The 19186-nt window shown below is 65.5% G+C and carries 23 protein-coding genes; 9 read left to right on the top strand and 14 right to left on the bottom strand.

Translation table 11 applies throughout. The features are described from left to right. Positions 1–3: 3 nt before the first annotated feature. Positions 4–1221: an acyl-CoA dehydrogenase family protein gene (locus G6N27_RS05000; protein ID WP_163775350.1), complete on the bottom strand. Its 1218-nt coding sequence runs from the start codon at positions 1219–1221 to the stop codon at positions 4–6. A 163-nt stretch (positions 1222–1384) separates the two neighbouring features. Here G6N27_RS05000 and G6N27_RS05005 point away from each other — a divergent pair, with 163 nt between their 5' ends. Then, positions 1385–2653, top strand: a complete 1269-nt coding sequence (locus tag G6N27_RS05005; protein ID WP_163775351.1) for an esterase/lipase family protein — start codon at positions 1385–1387, stop codon at positions 2651–2653. On the opposite strand, the gene G6N27_RS05010 is transcribed toward G6N27_RS05005, so the two are convergent. The 6 genes from G6N27_RS05010 to G6N27_RS05035 all read right to left on the bottom strand — a co-directional run bounded on the left by G6N27_RS05010 (position 2600) and on the right by G6N27_RS05035 (position 6499). Then, positions 2600–3274 carry an alpha/beta hydrolase family protein gene (locus G6N27_RS05010; protein ID WP_163775352.1) on the bottom strand — a complete coding sequence of 225 codons (675 nt, stop codon included), beginning with the start codon at positions 3272–3274 and terminating at the stop codon, positions 2600–2602. The two genes, G6N27_RS05005 and G6N27_RS05010, sit on opposite strands and share 54 nt — an antisense overlap. 19 nt (positions 3275–3293) lie before the next feature. After that, entirely contained in the window at positions 3294–3809 is a 516-nt protein-coding gene (locus G6N27_RS05015) for a hypothetical protein (protein WP_372513005.1), read from the bottom strand. Positions 3810–3864: 55 nt separating this feature from the next. Beyond that, positions 3865–4323 carry an STAS domain-containing protein gene (locus tag G6N27_RS05020; protein WP_163775354.1) on the bottom strand — a complete coding sequence of 153 codons (459 nt, stop codon included), beginning with the start codon at positions 4321–4323 and terminating at the stop codon, positions 3865–3867. 195 nt (positions 4324–4518) lie between these two features. Beyond that, the gene (locus tag G6N27_RS05025) at positions 4519–5148 is read right to left on the bottom strand and encodes a nitroreductase family protein (protein WP_163781358.1); all 630 of its coding nucleotides are present in this window, start codon (positions 5146–5148) and stop codon (positions 4519–4521) included. A 5-nt stretch (positions 5149–5153) separates the two neighbouring features. Continuing rightward, the gene (locus G6N27_RS05030; protein ID WP_163775355.1) at positions 5154–6110 is read right to left on the bottom strand and encodes an NAD(P)H-dependent flavin oxidoreductase; all 957 of its coding nucleotides are present in this window, start codon (positions 6108–6110) and stop codon (positions 5154–5156) included. Further along, positions 6107–6499, bottom strand: a complete 393-nt coding sequence (locus G6N27_RS05035; protein WP_163775356.1) for a tautomerase family protein — start codon at positions 6497–6499, stop codon at positions 6107–6109. Before G6N27_RS05035 ends, G6N27_RS05030 begins: the two co-directional genes overlap by 4 nt. A 217-nt stretch (positions 6500–6716) precedes the next feature. Between G6N27_RS05035 and G6N27_RS05040 the strand changes: the two genes are divergently transcribed. The 4 genes from G6N27_RS05040 to G6N27_RS05055 all read left to right on the top strand — a co-directional run bounded on the left by G6N27_RS05040 (position 6717) and on the right by G6N27_RS05055 (position 10629). After that, positions 6717–7949: an acyltransferase family protein gene (locus G6N27_RS05040; protein WP_163775357.1), complete on the top strand. Its 1233-nt coding sequence runs from the start codon at positions 6717–6719 to the stop codon at positions 7947–7949. A 155-nt stretch (positions 7950–8104) separates the two neighbouring features. Next, positions 8105–8797: an Rv0518 family GDSL lipase gene (locus tag G6N27_RS05045; protein ID WP_372513004.1), complete on the top strand. Its 693-nt coding sequence runs from the start codon at positions 8105–8107 to the stop codon at positions 8795–8797. Between the two features lie 83 nt (positions 8798–8880). Next, positions 8881–10053 carry an LLM class flavin-dependent oxidoreductase gene (locus G6N27_RS05050; protein ID WP_163775358.1) on the top strand — a complete coding sequence of 391 codons (1173 nt, stop codon included), beginning with the start codon at positions 8881–8883 and terminating at the stop codon, positions 10051–10053. Between the two features lie 219 nt (positions 10054–10272). Beyond that, the gene (locus G6N27_RS05055; protein ID WP_163775359.1) at positions 10273–10629 is read left to right on the top strand and encodes a DUF732 domain-containing protein; all 357 of its coding nucleotides are present in this window, start codon (positions 10273–10275) and stop codon (positions 10627–10629) included. Between the two features lie 51 nt (positions 10630–10680). Here the strand turns inward: G6N27_RS05055 and G6N27_RS05060 are convergent, their stop codons facing one another. Genes G6N27_RS05060 through G6N27_RS05070 form a run of 3 tightly spaced genes read right to left on the bottom strand, consistent with a single transcriptional unit; the run spans position 10681 to position 12494 of the window. Next, positions 10681–11025 carry a DoxX family protein gene (locus G6N27_RS05060; protein ID WP_163775360.1) on the bottom strand — a complete coding sequence of 115 codons (345 nt, stop codon included), beginning with the start codon at positions 11023–11025 and terminating at the stop codon, positions 10681–10683. A 16-nt stretch (positions 11026–11041) separates the two neighbouring features. Further along, positions 11042–12037: an LLM class flavin-dependent oxidoreductase gene (locus G6N27_RS05065; RefSeq protein WP_163775361.1), complete on the bottom strand. Its 996-nt coding sequence runs from the start codon at positions 12035–12037 to the stop codon at positions 11042–11044. Positions 12038–12047: 10 nt separating this feature from the next. Continuing rightward, positions 12048–12494 carry a tautomerase family protein gene (locus tag G6N27_RS05070; protein ID WP_163775362.1) on the bottom strand — a complete coding sequence of 149 codons (447 nt, stop codon included), beginning with the start codon at positions 12492–12494 and terminating at the stop codon, positions 12048–12050. Between the two features lie 64 nt (positions 12495–12558). On the opposite strand from G6N27_RS05070, the gene G6N27_RS05075 reads away from it, so the two are divergent. Next, complete coding sequence (locus G6N27_RS05075; RefSeq protein WP_163775363.1) at positions 12559–13620, top strand: phosphotransferase family protein; 1062 nt, start codon at positions 12559–12561, stop codon at positions 13618–13620. Here the strand turns inward: G6N27_RS05075 and G6N27_RS05080 are convergent. From G6N27_RS05080 to G6N27_RS05095, 4 genes are read right to left on the bottom strand one after another with little or no spacing between them, the layout of a single operon-like run. After that, positions 13615–13893 (bottom strand): cytochrome C oxidase subunit IV family protein, encoded by a 279-nt coding sequence (locus tag G6N27_RS05080; protein WP_163775364.1) that lies wholly within the window; start codon positions 13891–13893, stop codon positions 13615–13617. The genes G6N27_RS05075 and G6N27_RS05080 overlap by 6 nt on opposite strands. A 3-nt stretch (positions 13894–13896) precedes the next feature. After that, positions 13897–14496, bottom strand: a complete 600-nt coding sequence (locus tag G6N27_RS05085; protein ID WP_163775365.1) for a cytochrome c oxidase subunit 3 — start codon at positions 14494–14496, stop codon at positions 13897–13899. Continuing rightward, complete coding sequence (locus G6N27_RS05090; RefSeq protein WP_372512998.1) at positions 14493–15266, bottom strand: hypothetical protein; 774 nt, start codon at positions 15264–15266, stop codon at positions 14493–14495. Before G6N27_RS05090 ends, G6N27_RS05085 begins: the two co-directional genes overlap by 4 nt. Continuing rightward, positions 15263–15967 carry a hypothetical protein gene (locus tag G6N27_RS05095; protein WP_163775366.1) on the bottom strand — a complete coding sequence of 235 codons (705 nt, stop codon included), beginning with the start codon at positions 15965–15967 and terminating at the stop codon, positions 15263–15265. Before G6N27_RS05095 ends, G6N27_RS05090 begins: the two co-directional genes overlap by 4 nt. A gap of 210 nt (positions 15968–16177) precedes the next feature. Between G6N27_RS05095 and G6N27_RS05100 the strand changes: the two genes are divergently transcribed. From G6N27_RS05100 to G6N27_RS05110, 3 genes are read left to right on the top strand one after another with little or no spacing between them, the layout of a single operon-like run. Then, positions 16178–16792, top strand: a complete 615-nt coding sequence (locus G6N27_RS05100) for a TetR family transcriptional regulator (protein ID WP_163781363.1) — start codon at positions 16178–16180, stop codon at positions 16790–16792. A 59-nt stretch (positions 16793–16851) separates the two neighbouring features. Next, a complete protein-coding gene (locus tag G6N27_RS05105; RefSeq protein ID WP_163775367.1) occupies positions 16852–17613 on the top strand; it encodes a hypothetical protein in 762 nt (253 codons plus the stop codon). A 47-nt stretch (positions 17614–17660) separates the two neighbouring features. Continuing rightward, on the top strand, positions 17661–19184 hold the full coding sequence (locus G6N27_RS05110) for a glycosyltransferase family 39 protein (protein WP_163775368.1): 1524 nt from the start codon (positions 17661–17663) through the stop codon (positions 19182–19184). Positions 19185–19186 lie beyond the last annotated feature (2 nt).

Raw genomic sequence — 19186 nt, forward strand, 5'->3', positions numbered from 1 at the left:
CGCTCACTTAATGGGCAGACCGGTCAGCGCCCGAGCGATGACGAGTCGCTGAATTTCGCTGGTGCCTTCAAAGATGGTGAAGATCTTGGCATCTCGGTGCATCCGCTCGACCGGATAGTCCCGGGTGTAGCCGTTGCCACCGAGGATCTGAATCGCCTCGTCGGTCACGTACACCGCTGTCTCGCTGGCGTGCAGCTTGGCCATCGAACCCTCAGCCGATTCGAACGCCTTGTTGTTTCGCTGCATCCAACTGGCCCGCCAGACCAGCATGCGGGACGCGTCGATGCGGCTTTTCATGTCCGCCAACTTGAACGCGATGGCCTGGAATTCGGCGATCTTGCGGCCGAACTGCTCGCGCTGCAGCGAATAGTCCAGCGCGTATTCGTAAGCGGCACGGGCGATTCCGAGGGCCATCGCCCCGACAGTGGGTCGGGTGCGTTCGAACGTCATCATCGCGGCCTGGCTTGAGGTCCGATGCCCTTCGCGGATCTTGGCGATCCGGTGTTCGAATTTCTCCCGCCCACCCAGGATCAGCTCGCCGGGGATGTGGACGTCGTCGAGCACCACCTCGGCGGTGTGCGACGCCCGGATACCGTGCTTCTTGAATTTCTGACCCTGGTAGAGGCCTTTGGTGTCGGGCGGGATGATGAACGTCGCCTGGCCGCGGGTGCCCAGTTCGGGTTCCACCGACGCCACCACCACGTGGACGTTGGCGATCCCGCCGTTGGTCGCCCATGTCTTGGTGCCGTTGAGGACCCATTCGTCGGCGGCTTCGTCGTACTTGGCTCTGGCGCGGACGGCTCCGACGTCGGAGCCGGCGCCGGGTTCCGACGAACAGAACGCGGCCAGCTTCGGGTCGCCCGGGCTGCCGAACATCTGCGGCAACCACTCGCCGATCTGCTGGGGGGTGCCATTGGCGGCCAGTGCGGCCGCGGCCAGCCCGGTGGCCATGATGGACAGCGCGATACCGGCGTCACCCCAGAACATTTCCTCGAACACCGTCGGCATGCCGATGCCGGTCGCTTCGCCGGCCATCTGGGCGAACAGGTCCGGCGTGTACAGCCCGACCTTGGCCGCCTCTTGGATGATCGGCCAGGGGGTTTCTTCCCGTTCGTCCCATTCGGCAGCCGCGGGGCGGATCACCGTGTCGGCGAACTCGTGCACCCAGTCGCGTACCTGCACCACTTCATCGGACAACTCCAACGAGAAGGCGGCGTCCATCACGGCTCCTAGCGCTTGGCTAATTCGACAACTGACACATACAGTAAACGTTTGTATACTGAGTGAACAAGCCGACAGCTCAGACCCGGCTTCAACGAATGGGTTTGAGCAGCTAGACGACCTGTCGAGTCATTTTGACACGCGTTCACCCAGAGGGGGCGATATGCAGCGCACTGATATCCGGGCCGTCGGGGATTTGGCCGGCGAAGCGACGTCGGTGCTGACCGCCTTGGTGCGGGGGATGCACGCCGGCATCGCCGGTCGCGTCTTCGATTCCATCGGGCCGTCGGCGACACCGACCAGGACGATCCACGACGGGCTGACGCGGGCGATCTACAGCGGCGTCGACCGCGGCCTTCGCGGCGCAACCCGCGCCGCGGGCATCGTCGCCGCCGAGATCTGGGGCGACGAGACACACGACGCCCTGGAGTCGCGCAGCGATACCGTCGCGGCGGCGATCGCCGCGGTCAACGGCATCTACGGCGACGAGCTCGCCGACCGGGAGAACCCACTGGCCGGTGCGATGGTGGTCCGGCACGACGGCGAATCGATCGCGCTGACGGCCGATTCGCTGGCGGCGGCGTTTCCCGCGGCGACCAACCGGGTCGCGGTCTTCGTGCACGGCTGGTGCATGACCGAACAGGCGTGGTCGCGGCCGCCGCGCGACGGCGGCGACAGCCGCAGCTACGCCGACCGGCTGCGCGCCGAGCTGGGCTACACCCCGATCATGTTGCGGTACAACACCGGACTGCACATCTCGGTCAACGGCCGGACGCTCGCGGAGATCCTCGACCTGCTGCATGACCAATGGCCCGTGCCCGTCACCGAGGTGGTGTTGGTCGGCCATTCGATGGGAGGACTGGTAGTCCGCAGCGCGTGCCACTACGGCGCCCAGCAGCAACTCGGCTGGACCGACGCCGTCGGTCGGGTCGTGTGCCTCGGCTCGCCACATCTGGGCGCCGATCTGGAAAAGGGAGTGCACGTCGCGTCCTGGGCGCTGGCCAAGCTCCCCGAAACCCGCGCTATCGCAGCATTTTTGAATGCCCGAAGCGACGGGGTGAAAGATCTGCGCTATGGCGCGTGCCTCGACGAAGACTGGCTCGACGCCGACCCGGACGAACTCCTGAACGACCGTTGCCGGGAGGCGCCGTTCCTCCCGCACGCCACCTATCACTTCGTGGCAACGACGGTCGCGCCGCCGCTGCTGGGAAAGATCGCCGGCGATCACCTGGTGCGACCGAAAAGTGCTGCGGGACAGGGTAAATGGCGTCGAATCCCGTTCGACGCCGAGCACGGGATCACGCTGAGCGGTTTGCACCACTTCGACTTGCTGAACCATCCCTCGGTCTACGCGAAGCTGCGCGACTGGCTGACGCCCTTACCGACTGCTGGCGTCGGCGATACGAGCCGCGACGCCTGCGGCCACGGCTAGCGTTCCCGCATCGGTGGCAGCGGAGTAGCGCCCGGCCGCCGCGTCATACACCGCGCCTGCGATCGATCCGTGGTCGGCAGCCAGCTCGGCTACCTCGACCGGCCAGTCGTGGTGTCGGAGGGCCGACGCGAATTCGTGGGCCACCGCGGTGGGGATGACACGATCCGAGACGCCGTGCAGCAGCGTGAAGGGGGAGCGTGGCGCGTCGCCGCGCAGTTGGGTTGCCGGGACGGTGCCCGTGATCGGGTCGGCCACCATGAACGCGCCGGCCAGGCAGACGGTGTGCGCGAAAGCCACCCCGAACCGTCGGGCCGCAATGGTCAGCCCGGCGGCTGCCACGCCACCCATCGACCAGCCGACGAGCACCACGCCGTCGGGATTGTCGGCCCGCTCGCGGGTGAACCGCACCGAGGCCAGCAGGTCGGCACGCCCGCCGTCGTCCGCGTAGGAATTCCAGTCCGGGGAGACCACGCCCAAGCCGTGGCCGGCTAACAATTCGACAAAGGGCCGCACCGATGCGCGTGCGTCGGCCTGCTGACCGTGCCACAACAGGACCGTCGATCGCGAGGGTTTGCCGACGACGTCCGCAAACCGACCGGCGGCGTACTCGACGGTCTGCATGCCTCTGCGGGCTAGGTTGTTACGGCTTCGGCGGCGCGGGAGCGGGCGCGGGGGGAGCCGCGGGCGGCGCAGGTGGGCCCCCGCCCCCGCCGATCAGCGAGTTGAGGATGCCCAGCCCGATGCTGGCCTGCTCCGGTGACTTGCCGGGGTCGACGACCGCCGCGTCGTTCTTCTGCCAGGCCTGGCAGCCGTCGGTCTTGAATGTCTTGTCGGTCGGCTCGATGCGGACGACCTGGGGCTTCTTGCTCATCGCGTTGTCGAGCGGCTGCTTGGCGTCGTCGCCGAGCCGTTTCCAGTAGCAGACGCCGGTGCCGACCGGACCGGCCGAAGTGTAGATGCCGGGCACGATGTCGGTCCCCACGTTGAACACGCCGTCGTGGTCGATCGTCGTCTTCGGGCCACCGGCGGGAGCCTGCCCGGGCGACGGCGCGGGAGCCGGAGCAGGAGCTGGCGGGTCAGCGCTGGCAAGACCGGTGGAAAGGCCCCAGCCCAGCATCACAATCGCCGCAGCGGCGACAGACTTTGACGAGGACATCACAAAAGCCAGCATACGGACTCAGTGAAACGCGCGGCGGAGCCGAATTTCCCGATTACGCGGTCTTGGTGAGCAGCGGCAGCAACAGCCGGCGACGCGCCGAGTTGGCGTCGGCGAAGTAATGCAGCGCCTCGTGCACCGTCTCCGCGATGGGGAAGGTGGCGTCCTCGTGGGTGGCCAGCAGGGTCACGTTCACCGCTTGGCTGGGAATGACTGCCCATTCCACACCGGCGGCACTGCAGGAGGCGTCGATGCTGTACAGCAGACGGACCGCGTGCGCGGTGAAGGTGTCCACACCGGAGAGGTCGAGCACGAACGCCTTATCCGGCAGCATGAAGCGCTTGGCGTATTCGCTGACCCGGTCGACGTTGTTGGTGTCGACGGCGCCGCTGACGGTGATGACTGTGGCCAGGTGGCGACACTGCGCGCGCACAGCCGCACCACCGCACTCGAAAGGAAGATGGGCGTGCCGGGGTGCCAGATAGGTGGTTGCGGTGTCCACCGATTCGTTCATGAGAGCGCCCCCGTTCGCAGAAACTATTTCGGCAATATGTGCTGAGGTATGCCCTCAACACTTTGAGACGCTAATTGCCTACTCTAAGGTCACTGGGAGCAGCGTTTAATACTTCGGTAAGAAACGATTTTCGAAGAATGTTTCGCGCCCGTTTAGAGGACGAGCGTTCACCCACTCACACACACCTGAGCGCCGTCAGTTTTCCGCCCACCCGTCCCAGTAGGTCACGGTCTCTGCCGGGGGCCGTGCGGCGGGCCGGAAGTCTGTGCCGATCGTGTACGCCACCGGGAAAAGTGCGGCCTGGGTGACCGTCTCGGGTATGCCCAACAGTGCGGCGACCTCCCGCTCCTTGGCCAAATGCATTGTCGTCCACACCGATCCGAGACCGCGCGACCGCAGCGCCAGCAGAAAGCTCCAGCCGGCCGGGATGATCGACGCCCACGCCGACGCGGCGGTCAGCATGGAGGAGTTGTCGATGCGGTTGTCCAGGCATGGGATGACGTGTACGGGGACTTGGCCCAGCGTGTCGGTCAGGCTGAAGGCGCTGGCGTACACGCGCTGGGTCTGCGGGTCGGTCGTATCCTTGGCGGCATGGGCGAGATATTCGGCGCCGATGCCGCGGTAGATCTCGGCGATCGCTGCGCGCTTGTCGGGATCGGTGATGACCAGCCACCGCCAGTCTTGCGCGTTGCTGGCCGTGGGTGCCTGCATCGCCAGTTGGATGCATTCGAGAATGACGTCGCGCCCGACCGGCCGGGTCAGGTCGAGCCGCTTGCGCACCGAGCGGGTGGTGGTCAGTAACTCGTCAACCGTTGCCAGATCCACTGTCGTCACAGCCCTTTCAGGATTCGGTCGGCGTCTGCCGCCATGTCGGTGACGATGTCGGCCGCGGGCCGTACCGCGTCGACGCGACCGATCGACTCGCCGACGAGTATGGCAGCGGCCTCGAAATCCTCTGTGGCGACTGCGGCTTCGTAAGTCTCGATCGCCTCGGGCAGCGCGGTCATCAGCTCCGCTTCGTTACCGTGCCAGCCGTCGACGAAGGGATTGCTCAGCGCCCGCTCGTTGTATTCGGGCGGCCAGTCCAGCTGCCGCACCGCGTCGTAGACCCGCGTCCGATACGTATCGTCGCCGCCTGCCCGAAGGCCCCGTTCATGCGCGCGCGGCGACACGAGCGCCTCGGGCGACGCCCAGAACCTGGTACCCACCACCGCGCCATCGGCACCCAGGACCAGTGCCGCCGCGAGCCCGCGCCCGTCGGCGATGCCGCCGGCCGCCAGCACCAGCGTGTCGGGCGCACGTTGCGCGGCAAGGTCGACGACGTCGGGCACCAGGGTGAATGTCGAGCGGGCCGTCATTCCATGACCACCGGCCTCGCCGCCCTGCGCGACCAGGATCTCCGCATCGGCGTCGAGAGCCTGACGGGCGTGCTCGAGGGTCTGAACCTGCGCGGTCAGCGGAACCCCGGCCGCGTGGATGCGCTCGGCGAACGGTTGCAGCGCACCGAAAGACAACATGATCGTCGCCGGCCTGCGCTGCAACGTCTCGTCCAGCAACTCCGGCGAGCGGGCCAGGCTCCAGGTGATGAACCCGCATCCGACCCGCGTCCCCTCGGCCAGACCGAACTCACGCTCGAGCCACTCCGAGTCGCCGTAACCACCACCAATCAGGCCCAGACCGCCGCTGGACGTGACGGCGGCCGCGAGCCGGCCTCCGGAGATGAGCGCCATCGGCGCGGACACGATCGGATGTTCGATGCCGAAGAACTCCGTGAGCCGAGTTTTCATGCCAGCTCTCCCGTCAGAAACTGCGCCCGGCCATGGCCGAACGACCAGTCAGCATCATCGTTCTCGGTGACCGACACGACCAGATCTGCCGAGTCGACCCCGCACCGCGCGGCGAGGTTGGCGGCCACCAACTCGTAGAACCGTTGCTTCATCTCCGTAGAGCGCCGTCTACTCACCACGTGCAGCACAACCAGCTGAGACGACCGGTCGATTCCAAGGCCGGTGTCCCACACCACGATCTCGTGGGCCCGATGGGTGCGCACCACTTGATAGCGGTCGCGCGTCGGCACCGCGAATGCCTCGACGACGGCGTCGTGAATGGCGTCCAGCAGCGTGCGGATCTCGGCGGGCGAGCGACCCTCGATCAGGTCGACGTACAGCAGCGGCATGACCTTGACGCTAGCCGGATGAGCAGCGGCCGGGAAAGGCCGCTGCACCACACACCTAGGAGTCCTGCCTGCGACAATGCGTCCATATTGAGACCAAGGCACACCGGGTCGACAACTCGCTATCACGCAGGCGCACTGATAGCCTCCCAAACGCCGTCAATTGTGACGATGCGTCGGTGCTGAACGAAGCATTTCAGGTTCCCACGGAAAGAATGTCGTGCGCGGAGAGATCAAGTCCCTCACCGGGCTTCGGATCGTCGCCGCGGTCTGGGTAGTGCTCTTCCACTTCCGCCCACTGCTGCGCGACGCGATGCCCGGTTTCCGCGACGCGCTCGCGCCGGTGCTGAACTGCGGCGCCCAGGGTGTGGATCTGTTCTTCATGCTCAGTGGATTCGTGCTGACCTGGAACTACCTCGATCGCATGGGCGAATCCTGGTCAACCCGCGCCACGCTGCATTTCCTGTGGCTGCGGCTGGCCAGGGTGTGGCCGGTGTATCTGGTGACCCTGCACCTGGCCGCGCTGTGGGTGATTTTCACCCTGCATGTCGGCCATGTGCCGTGGCAGGACTTCAGTGGTTTCAACGCGATCAGCTATGTGCGCCAGGTGTTGCTGGTCCAGTTGTGGTTCCAGCCGTTCTTCGACGGTTCCAGCTGGGACGGTCCGGCCTGGTCGATCAGCGCCGAGTGGCTGGCCTACTTGTTGTTCGGCGTGCTGGTGCTGGTGATCTTCCGGCTGGCCAACGCCACCCGCGCGCGCAGCCTGCTGTGGCTGGCGGTCGCCGCATCCCTGCCGCCGGTGGTGTTGCTGCTGGTGACCGGACAGTTCTACACCCCGTGGAGTTGGCTGCCGCGCATCGTCATGCAGTTCACCGCCGGGGCTCTGGTCGCGGCCGCGGTCAGCAGGTTGCGCCCGTCGGATCGCGGTCGCCGCGCGGCCGGCTATGCGTCGCTGCTGCTGATCGCCGCGGTCGTGGGTCTGCTGTACCTATTCGACGCGCATCCCCTGCACGGGGTGACCGACACCGCGGGACTTGTCGACGTTCTGTTCGTGCCGTTGGTGATGACGCTGGCGATCGGCACGGGCAGCTTGCCGGCGGCACTGTCCGTGCGACCACTGGTGTTCGGCGGGCAAGTGTCGTTCTGCGTGTACATGGTTCACGAACTGGTCCACACCGCATGGATATGGACGGCGGAGCAGTTTCAGCTCGACCTGCTCGGCAGCGACGGTAAGTGGATCGTCCTCGGCCTGCTCGCGATCATCTTCGCCCTTTCGTCGGCGTTGTATCTGATCGTCGAGGAACCGGCTCGCCGGTGGATGCGCCGGATGGTCGGCGACGGACGTCGCAGGGCCGAACCCGAGGCCGAGGTGCACCCGTCGAGCGGCAAGCTGCAGTCGATCGACGGCGCCCACGAGGGGCGAGTGACGCCGCGCTCAGCGCGCGCGGGCTGAAACCAGCTCAAGTACGATTCCGGGTGGCGCGAGGGTGTTTCAGCGCCGCGTCGACGCATGGGGGCTTCACCGGCGCGCGTCGTCAAGGAAATTCGTCGTTGTGCTTTTACGATGCCGCTTATACGGGTGCAAGGTGGTGGGCTGTGAAGGTAGCGGTGGGTCATGTCGCCACGGTGGTCATCTCGGTTGCTGCTTTGGTCAGCCTGTCCGGCCACCGCCCCAGCCCGCCGCGGCCGTATCAAATGGTGGCTCGCGGCACCCCGATCGACCACGTCGCGGTGGTCGGGGACTCCTACACCACCGGCACCGACGAAGGCGGTTGGGGAACCAGCGCGTGGACCAACCGCGCCTGGCTCACGCTGTCACGTCAGGGCATGCAGGTCGTGCCCAACGTCGCGTCCGAAGGACGAGCCGGCTACGTCGTACGCGGCGACCACGGCAGCGTTTTCGAGGATCTGACCAATCGCGCCGTCCACCCCGACGACGCCCTGGTGGTGTTCTTCGGCTCCCGCAACGACCACGGCGTCGACCCGGCGCAGATGTCGGCCATGGCGCACGACACTTTCGACGTGGCCCGCCGCATCGCACCGTCGTCGAAGTTGCTGGTGATCGGCCCGCCGTGGACGAACGCCGACCCGCCGATCGACGTGCTCTACGTCCGCGACATCCTCAGCGGGCAGGCGAATGACGTAGGCGCGACGTTCATCGACCCGATCAGTGAGGGCTGGTTCGTGGACCGGCCCGACCTGATCGGCCCGGACGGTGTGCACCCCAACGACGCCGGCCACGCCTACATGGCCGAGAAGATCGCCCCGCTGATCCGTGCGCAGCTGTCCAGACGCAGCTGATCCGTGCACACGCGCTAAACCGTTAACTCGCGGCGCCTGAGGCGATTAAGGTTCTGGAGCAACTCGATTGCTAGGGGACCTCCATGAGCAAGCTCCGGTTTGGGTATTTCATCGCACCGTTTCATCGCGCCGGGACCAACCCGACACTGGCGCTGCAACGCGATCTCGAGTTCATCGAACACCTCGATGCGGTCGGCTACGACGAGGTCTGGCTGGGCGAACACCATTCGGCGGGCAGCGAGATCATCAGCTCGCCGGAGATCTTCATCGCCGCGGCTGCCGAGCGCGCCAAGCGGATTCGGTTCGGCACCGGGGTGATTTCGCTGTCATACCACAACCCGTTGTGGGTGGCCGACCGGCTGATGCTGCTCGATCATCTGACCCACGGCCGGATCATCGGCGGCGTCGGACCGGGCTCCCTGCCCACCGATTCGGCAATGATCGGACTCAACCCCACCGACACCCGCGAGCTACTGGAGACCAACCTCGACATCGTGGTGCGGCTGCTGGCGGGGGAGACCGTGTCGGCCAAAACGCCCACCCACGAATTGCACGACGCGAAGCTGCAACTCGCCCCGTATTCCGATGGCGGCATCCCGCTGGCGGTCGCCGCGGTGGCGTCGCCGACCGGAGCGCGGTTGGCCGGCAGGCACGGGATCGGGTTGTTGTCCATCGGCGCGACGCTGACCATCGAGGGCTTCAACGCACTGCAGTACCACTGGGACATCGTCGAGGAGCGCGCCGCGGTGTACGGCACGAAGGTCGATCGGCGGAACTGGAGCTTGGTCGGGCCGTTTCACGTCGCAGAGACCGACAAGCAGGCCCGCGAGGATGTCAAGTTCGGCCTCGCACCGTGGTTCAACTACTTCCAGAAGGTTGCCGCGTTCCCGCAGATGACCATGCCGGGTGAGCAGATCGACGAAATGATCGACGTGATCAACGACAACGGCGCGGGCGTGATCGGCTCGCCAGAGCGGGCCCGCGAGCAGGTGCAACGAATGTGGGACCAATCCGGCGGATTCGGCTGCATGCTGCAGATGGGCCACGAGTGGGCCAACCCCGCGGCGACCAAGCGCTCCGCGGAATTGATCGCCGCCGAAGTCATTCCGCATTTTCAGGGTCAGGCGCAGCCGACACTGGATGCCGCCGCGCGCGCCAGCGAAGCGCGAGAAGGCTTGGCGCAGTCACAGAATCAGGCCGTCGAGCACATGACCAAGAAGTATGAGGAAGAGAAGCAGCAAATTAAACCCGTCTAACCTGCTGTTTTGCGGTACGGCTACCGCGAATATCCTTACCCTGGCACGGACCCGTAGCTAACTAGCCGTGACGTGTGCACCTGTGCCGCCGTCATCGCATGTTGCGCTGGTTATCGAAGTTCATCAGGTCGATTGCGTTCATCAACTCGAGCGCGGTGTGTTTGTTGTAAGGCCTAAATGCCCTCCACAGCGGCGTGTAGTTGCGCGTATGAATCACTGATGAGAGGGCTGGCAGTTACGACCACCGCACGTCACTTGGCAGCGGCGTCGCTGGCTATGGCTACCGGCATCATGGGCGCGGGGCTGGCATCCGCCGGCCCCAACGGCGCGTTCAGCGGGCCAGAGGGTGATCATGACGCGGCGGCGATGTTTGTTGACATCAACTACTCCGTCAAGGACCTGACGATTGCCCAAGCCGGGCAACTCGGCGCGGACATATGCACCTGGCTGGCCAATGGCCGCAGCGAGGGCGACATCGTGGCCGGCGAGGTCTCCCGCGGTGCAGCGGTCAGCGTCAGCGATGCGCAGTATGTCGTGCACGCGGCCGAGTGGCACTTCTGCCCGGACGAGTACTGATGGCCGCCCGCAAGCGCGTCAGGGCACAAGATTGGACCATCGCCTAGCCGGCTACGTCGACTGCAGGAAGGCGGTAGCGACCGCCAGACCCAGGCCGATCACCGCGGGGGCGGTGTCCGTGGCACTGTCGGATGCCCGCACGTGAAACACGATGGCGCCCAACACAAGTAATGCGAGACCGATCGCCGCGGCGATACCGATCGGCGCCCACCTCAGGCCCACCAAGACCCCGGCGACACCGGCGAGTTCGAGTGAGCCGATCAGCCGCCATTGCATCGGGTCGACTCCGAGGTGGTCGCGAATGGCCAGCGATTGGCGTACCCCGGCAACCTTGATCAGTCCCGCGAACGCGAACATCGCTGCGAGCAGCGCCGTGACGACCACTTTGGCGATCATCGCTAAACGGTAAACCTCAGCCGACCAGCCCGGCGGCGGATGCGAAAGAACGCAGTTCCCGCTCGATGTCGGATCCCGCGGGCTGATAGGCGATTTCGGTGACGCCGGCCGCCGCGAATTCGCCGATGCGCGCCGACACCTGGTCTGCGGTGCCCGTCAACGACGCGGCGCTGGCCAGCGGCAGCAAATCGGCGACGTAGGGTTCGTCACGGGCGTTGGCTTTGACGAGGTGGCCCTCATGGATGGCGAGGTGTCGTTCGTTGGCGGGATGCGACTCGATCGCCGCACGCCAGCCGCGTCCGCCCGGCAGTCCGTCGACCGCTGCGGCGCCGCCGCGCTCGTAGATGGCGTGATACATCACCACGGCTCCCGGTCCGGCCGCATCGGCGACCCGATCAGAGGTCAGCTCCTCGGTGTCGTCAAGCACCGTGCCGAAGGCCAACAGCGCCCGCCAGTCGGACGCCTGGACGGCGTCGGGCTGAGGAACGGCGGCCGAGAACACCCCGTCGCCGAGTTCGGCGGCGACGGCCAGGCCCTTGGGGCCGTCGGCGCCGATCAGGATCGGGACATCGATCGGCCGCTTCGCCCCGAAGCCACTCGGATGCATCATGCGGATCGCGGCGCCGTCCCATTCGGCGGTCTCACCGGCCAGCAGCGCCTTCAGGCAGCGAACGTAGTCGGCGACCTGACGCCACGGCAGCGGCCGCTTGCCCAGCGAGAACCGCCCGGTGAAACCCGATCCGACGGCCACCGCGACCCGACCCGGCGCCAGGTCGACAAGCTCGGCGATGGCAGCGGCGTTGACCATCGGATGACGCAGGCTGGGCACCAGCACACCCGGACCCAGTCCGATCCGCGACGTGCGCTCAGCGCATCGGGTCAGGATCATCCAGACGTCGGGATACAGCGCGGGGGAGTCGTAGAGCCATGCCCGCCGGAAGCCGAGCGTCTCGGCCAACTCGACGTGCGCGGGGGTGTCCGATGAGGTGGCGAACGCACAGGAGATGTCCATGAGTCGGACCCTACTCACCGACCGTCGGGTCGTCGGCGACCAGACCTTTGACCTGTTGGTAGTAGACGATGTTGCCGCCGCCGGCCCAATTGCCTTCGGGGATCTCGTGAATCAGCGTCCAGACGTGAAACGCCCGGTCGCCGTCCGGCTCGATGCCCGCGGCAGCGCACACCGCAACGTGAACGTCGGCCGCGAGTTGCTCTTTGCGGTCCTTCGACAGCGCGCCGTCGAACACCGTCATTTCGACGCGGAATCGGGACGCACCTTCGCCACGGCCGCCGACCGATAGCGCCGTCGAATCGAGCTCATGCAGGTAGACCAACGTGTTCTCGCGCAGGAACGGGGTGTCCGGGACTCGCTCGGCCCGCAGCAACGCAGTGACCAGTTCGTCGGTCAGCCGGCCCAAAGCCTGCTGGTGCAGCGAGCCGCGCACATAGGTCAGGTCGATCATCGGCATCGCCAGGTCACTCCTCGGTAGGGTTCTCGCGGACGTTCACGCACGCATCAACAAGGGGCCGCAGATGGCGGGGATGGCAGAGCTGGTGCCGGTGCTGCCCGCGCATCGCTTCGACGAGGCTGCGTTGGCCAAGTATCTGCGCGGGCGGCTGCCCGGCTTCGACGGGCAATTGGAGATTCGCCAATTCCAGGGCGGGCAGAGCAACCCCACGTTTCACCTGCAAACCGCCGGCGGCGAACACGTGCTGCGCAAGAAGCCGCCGGGCAAGCTGTTGCCGCGGGCTCACGAAGTGGAGCGCGAGCACCGGGTGATGGCCGCGTTGGCTGACACGGACGTGCCGGTACCGCGCATGCGGCTGCTGTGCGACGACGACACCGTGCTCGGTACGCCATTTTTCGTGATGGATCACGTTGCGGGGCGGATCTTTCCGGACCGGGTGATGCGCGAGGAGACTCCCGAGCACCGCGCGGCGGTGTACGAGGACCTCGCCCGCGTGCTTGCCGCGCTGCATCGCGTCGATTGGCGTGCCGTCGGTCTGGAGGGGTTCGGCCGGCCCGAGGGCTATATGCAACGCCAGGTGGCGCTGTGGACTCGCCAGTGGGAGGCCGCACGGATGGAGGACATGCCGGCGATGGATCTGCTGGCGACCTGGCTGCCGGAGCACCTGCCGTCCGATGACCCGCCGTCGTGCATCGCCCACGGTGACTACCGGCTGGGCAACGTCTTGCTGCACCCGACCGAACCGCGGGTGGTGGCGGTGCTGGACTGGGAGCTGTCGACGATCGGCAACCCGCTGGCCGACTTGGGCTATTTCTGCGTGACGTATCACGTGCCGGGTGGACCGGGCGGCCGAAGCGGCGTCGCCGGCGAGAACCTCACCGGCACCGGGCTTCCCGACGAGCAGACGTTCCTCGACAGCTACTGCGCGCATGCCGGAGGCGAGCTTTCGCACTCGCTCGACGTGTTCGTGGTGTTCTCGATGTTCCGGCTGGCCTCGATCACCGCCGGGGTCTGGCGGCGGGGCGTCGATGGCAATGCGGCGGATTCGCGGGCCGGCAGCGACGAATATCGCCAGCGCTATCGCGAGATGGCGGAGATTGCATGGGAATTGGCGCAAGGCTTATAGACCGGCGAAGTAGAGACCCAGCAGTAGCGCAAACAGCACGACTACCCATCCGCTGCTAGTGGCCTTGAGCCAGGCGGGTGCACAACGGACTTCCATGAAATGCCAGATCACCAGCTGCGCCTTGACCGCGGCGATCAGCAAGACGATGGTCGTGACGCCGGTGTTGATCTGGTGCGAGGCTCCGCCGTCGACGGCGATCAACGATGACGCGACGGTGACCGTGACGAGCAGTGCCCACACGATCGTCAGCGGATTGCGGATCAGTGACGTCACGGTCTACCTCATCAAGTAGAGCAGAGCGAACAGGACCAGCCACAACACATCGACCATGTGCCAATACGTGGCGCCGGTCTCGATGAACGAACCCTTCGGCGGCGTCGATGTTTTCAAGTTGCGGATGACGAAGCCCATGATGACCAGACCCAGCAGGACGTGGCACAGATGCATCCCGGTCATCACGAAGTAGTACATGAAGAACAAGTTCTTTCCCGGCGTCAGGCCGGCGCTGATCTCGGGGATCCACTCGAACATCTTGAGCAGCGGGAACGCCGCGCCGAAAGCCAGCGCGACCCAGAACCTCCGGAGGCCCTCGGCTGTGTCGCCGGCGCGCGCCGCCGCGGTGCCGAGCGCCACGAACAGTGAACTGGTCAGCAGCACGATGGTATTGACGGCGCCGATGTCCACATTCAGCCGTGCCTGGCTGGTGAGGAACAGTTCGTGATTCTGACCCCGGAAGTACATGTAGCCAACGAAATACACGCCGAAGATCAGCAGGTCGCCGATGACGAAGAACCACATGCTGGATTCCCCGGGGACGTGACCTTCAGCGCGGGCGGACCGCTGAGTCTGGTCGACGTCGGCGGCAACGTCGGTCATGCGTCAATCCTCGACGGTGCGTTGTCGAGTTCGGATTCCGGTTGGTTCTTGATCGCCTTGAAGATGCAGACGTACACGATGATCTGCCATGACACGTAGAGAACCATGGCGAACCAGAAGGTCATCAGGCCGTTCCAGGCGAACGGCCCCGTCTTGGTGATCCAGACCGGGGCGGCCATCAGCTCGGTCACGTATTGCCAAATGGTGTAGTAGCCCAACCACTTTGGCAGGATGTTGTTCTCGTCGAGAATGATGGCCAATCCGAAGGCCATCCACATGACGCAGAAGCATCCCAGTGAGCCGATGAACGCCAGGTAGCCGAAGTCGTAGAGCATCGTCAAGACCGCGGAACTGTAGCCGGGCCGAAAGGCGCCGAGGCCGAAGCAGAACATCGGGAACAGCATGCCGACGATCGCGCCGGTGATCGCGCCGATCATCATCGAATAGCGGAATGCAGGGCTGACCGACATTCGCTTGACCTGCATCAGATAGCAACCGTTGGACACCGGCGCGAGCCCGTAGGACAGCGTGAGGATCAGACACGCGATCAGCAGGTTGTGGGAGTGCATGAAGTCGACGATGTGCGGTGTCGGACTGCTCGGCGACCGCGGCGGCATCATCCAACTCAGCGGCACGAACACCAGCCCGAACACATTGAAGAAGAACGGCACGCTCCAAAACGCAATCCACTGGTCGAGTTTGCGATTCGAGCGCCAGGACCGTGCGTGGTTCGGCGCCGGCTGAGGGGCGGTCGCGACACCGCTGCTCACGCGAGAACCACCCGATCATCGCCTTGGCGTCGCACCGCACGCAGAAGTGCCCAGAACATCACCACGATGTAGACGGCAAATGTGGTCAACCGCAGGGTGAAAGACAGCGGGCCGTTCCATGCGAGCGGGCCCGACTTGTAGAGGATCGAGAACGCGCTCGGAGCCAGCAGTGCGACGGTCGCGACGTTGAAATGCGCCACCCAGCGCGGAAAGATCGGCTCTGGCCGCTCATCGAGGTACACGCTCAGCGCGAAGCAGAGGTTCTGCACCATGATGGTGCCGACCGGCGCGATGAAGAAGAACCATGCCATGTCATTGAGCAGGCTGGTCAGCTGCGGATCGCGGTCGGGCCTGAAAGCGGCCATGCCCCAGCAGTAGTCGGCCAGGATGAAAGCGGTCGTCCCGACGCCGACGCAGATGACATACGCGTATGTCAGGACGGTGCTCGACGTGGCGGCTCGCGAGATTTGCACAGCCGTCACCGCGAACAGCGGCACCAGAGAGCACGCAATGAGGTTGCAGAGGAGCGCCACACCCAGGACGCCGGTGACGTTGCCCCGGAAGAATGCGGCGACCTGCTCGGGTGTCAACGTCGGCGACAGCGGCGGTGAGAACACCGGGAACGCCAGATAGGCAAGAACAAACAGGGCTACCGCCGGCGGCGCGGTCCACAACAGGATGCGTTGACCCTTGGTGTTCATCGCTGCCGTCCTGCCTCACCTGATGCGAATTCAGCTGTTCTAGCACGTTCGCTGACAAATGACAACGAAATCGACGGCATTTCGGAACCAAGCACAGACATGCTCCGACCGATCACTGGACTCGAACTGGCTCGCAGTCAAGGCGAATGACTACACCGGAGTTCCACACGACCACCAATTTCGAGTGACACCTGTCAGCAAATGGCGCCGATACGGCAGAATGGCCACGTGCCGGACACCACGACGAGCCGTGAAGCTCAGCGCCGCCAAACGCGCGCCCGGGTGCTGGACGCTGCGATCGTGGAATTCCAGCGTGCCGGCGCGAACTCGGCGGATATCAACGCGATCGTCGAAGCGGCCGGGGTTGCCCGTAGCACCTTCTACTTCCACTTCCCGACCAAAGAACACGTCCTGCTCGAGTTGATCCGCCGCGACGAGGACTACCTCGCGGCAGAACTCAGCCGATTCCTCGACACCCGCCGCACCCTGCCGGACGTCCTGGACGAAATCATCAAGCTCGTCGTGGCCCTCGAAAACCGCTGGGGCGCAGCCCTATTCCGTGACGTCATAAGCCTCTACTTCTCGCCGGCAGCACCCAAAGACGAGAATTGGACCCAACACCCGACGTTCGTGTTGCTGGCCGCCGAGATCGAGCGCGCCCGGAGCCGCGGCGAACTGTACGACGACGTCGACGCGTACGACAGCGCCGCGTTCTTCTTGATCGGTCTACACGCACAGCTGATCAGCGCCAGGCAATCAGGTCCGGGCCGCGACGAGGTGCTGAGGAAGTTCGCCAAGAGCACCCTGCGCAGTCTGCAGCGCTGAGCACCAGCACAGCACCCGGCGAACCGATCGGTGTGGCCTCGCTCATACACTGGCCAACCGTGGGCATTCTGTTTGGCTTCGCACCGTGGATCGTTTACTGGACGCTGGTCGGCAACGTGCCGCTGCTGGTCGCGGCAGTCGTCGCGCTCGTGATAGCAGCAGTGGGATTGGCGGCCGGCCGAATCGCCAGGACATCCGCCGGCGTACTCGAAATCGGTTCTGTGGCAACATTCTTGGCCGTCGCAGCGCTGACCCTGCTGGCGAGCCACTCGGCCGTGCAACGCTGGGTGCTGCCGCTGAGTATCGCGGGGATCCTGCTGGTCACTGTCGTGGGTGTGCTGACCGGCTCGTCGTTCGTCCACGAGTTCACCGCCGCCGGTCAGCCCCAGGGCGTCGTCGACAGCGACGTGTTCGGGCGAGTCACGTCGCGGCTGAACTGGCTGTGGATCGGTGTCTTCGGGGCCATGACGGTGTCGGCATCCATTCCGCCGATTCTGTGGACCGAGGCGTCGTTGACCTACGTCTTGTCCTGGGTGATTCCGTTCACGCTGTTGGCGCTCGGAGCGCTGGCGACCAAGATCCTGCCTGACCTGATGACCGCCGGCGCGGGCGACATCGAACGCAAAACCACGTTCGTCGCCTATCACGAAGCCACCATCGACGAGCTGTATTACCTGGCCACCGAACACGCCAACCGCGAAGTCGGCGCCGGTCAGGAGGCATACGCGATCAAGGTCGGAAGCAAAGGCACGGCGTTGGTGGGCGACGAGTCGCGGCAGTCCTGGCCGTCGACGTACAAAGTGCGCGCGGCCCGACGCTAGCGGTCCGCACGGCGGAACCACGTCTGGCAACATAACGACGATTCCAGATGACTGACCGCAAAGATCTCCCGAAGACGCCAGCGGCACTCGACCCCCTGCTCGTCGGGGTATTCGGCGCCGTGGTCAGTCTCGCCGGGGCGGGCCGTCCGTCGTTCTGGTACGACGAGGCGGCGACCATTTCGGCGTCCTACAGTCGTTCGCTGCCTCAGCTGTGGCAGATGTTGAACAACGTCGACGCGGTCGAGGGCCTGTACTACCTCCTCATGCACGCCTGGTTCCAAGTAGTTCCACCAACGGAGTTCTGGTCTCGCGTACCCAGCGGTCTGGCGGTCGGTGGTGCTGCGGCGGGCGTCGTGGTCCTGGGCAGACAATGCATGCCCCGCACCGCGGCCGTGGCATCCGGCGTTGTCTGCGCGATCTTGCCGCGGGCCACCTGGGCCGGCATCGAAGCGCGGCCCTACGCGCTGTCGATGATGGCCGCCGTGTGGCTGACGGTCGCCCTCGTGTATGCCGCTCGGCGCGACAACCATTGGGGCTGGCTGTGTTACGGGATCCTGCTGGTGACATCGAGCCTGCTCGATGTGTACGTGCTGCTGCTGTGTCTGGCGCACGCCGCCTTCCTCTGCGCCCTCAAGCCCGAGCGAAGAGTCCTGGTCAGGTTTGCCGCCACATCGGTGCTGGCCGGTTGCGCTGTCACGCCGTTGGTGATCGCGGCCCTGGGCCAGGCGGGCCAGATCAAATGGGTCGCACCGATCGGACACCGGACGATCGAAGACGTGACGATTCAACAGTATTTCGAACGAAGCCCGCTGTTCGCGCTGTTGTCGGCACTGGTGGTGGCGACGGCCGCGGTGTTGTGGCTGCGTGCGCCCACCCGCCTGACATCGACTGGTCGACAACTGTTGATCCTGGCGATCGCGTGGCTGCTGATACCGACCGCGCTGATTGTCGGCTGGTCGGCGTTGGTCCACCCCATCTACACGCCGCGCTATTTGGCCTTCACCGCGCCGGCGATGGCGCTGGTCCTTGGTGTCTGCATCGCCGCAGTGGCCGCCAGACCCTGGGCGGTTGCGGCGGTACTCGCACTCTTCGTCATGGCTGCGGCGCCGAATTATGTTTCAGCGCAACGGAATCCATATGCGAAATATGGAATGGACTACAGCCAGGTCGCCGATCTGATCGGCGCGAAAGCAGCACCTGGTGACTGCTTGCTCGTCAACGACACGGTGACGTTCATGCCTGCACCGATGCGTCCGCTGCTGGCGGCGCGGCCAGACGCGTATCGGAAGCTGGTCGACCTCACGCTCTGGCAGCGCGCGGCAGACCACGGGGAAGTCTTCGACACCAATCTCATCCCGGAGGTGGTCGCGAAGCCACTCGGCCGGTGCGGGGTGGTGTGGATCATCACTCAGGCAGACACGTCGGTGCCCGCTCACGAGCAAGGTTCGGCTATCCCGCCCGGCCCGCTCTACGGCGCGACCCCGGCCTTCGCGGTTCCACGCGACCTCGGATTCCGGCTGGTCGAGCGGTGGCAGTTCAACCTGGTTCAGGTGATCAAGGCGGTGCGGTGAGT

Origin of the sequence: Mycobacterium cookii (genome assembly GCF_010727945.1) — a bacterium.
Lineage (GTDB): Bacteria > Actinomycetota > Actinomycetes > Mycobacteriales > Mycobacteriaceae > Mycobacterium > Mycobacterium cookii.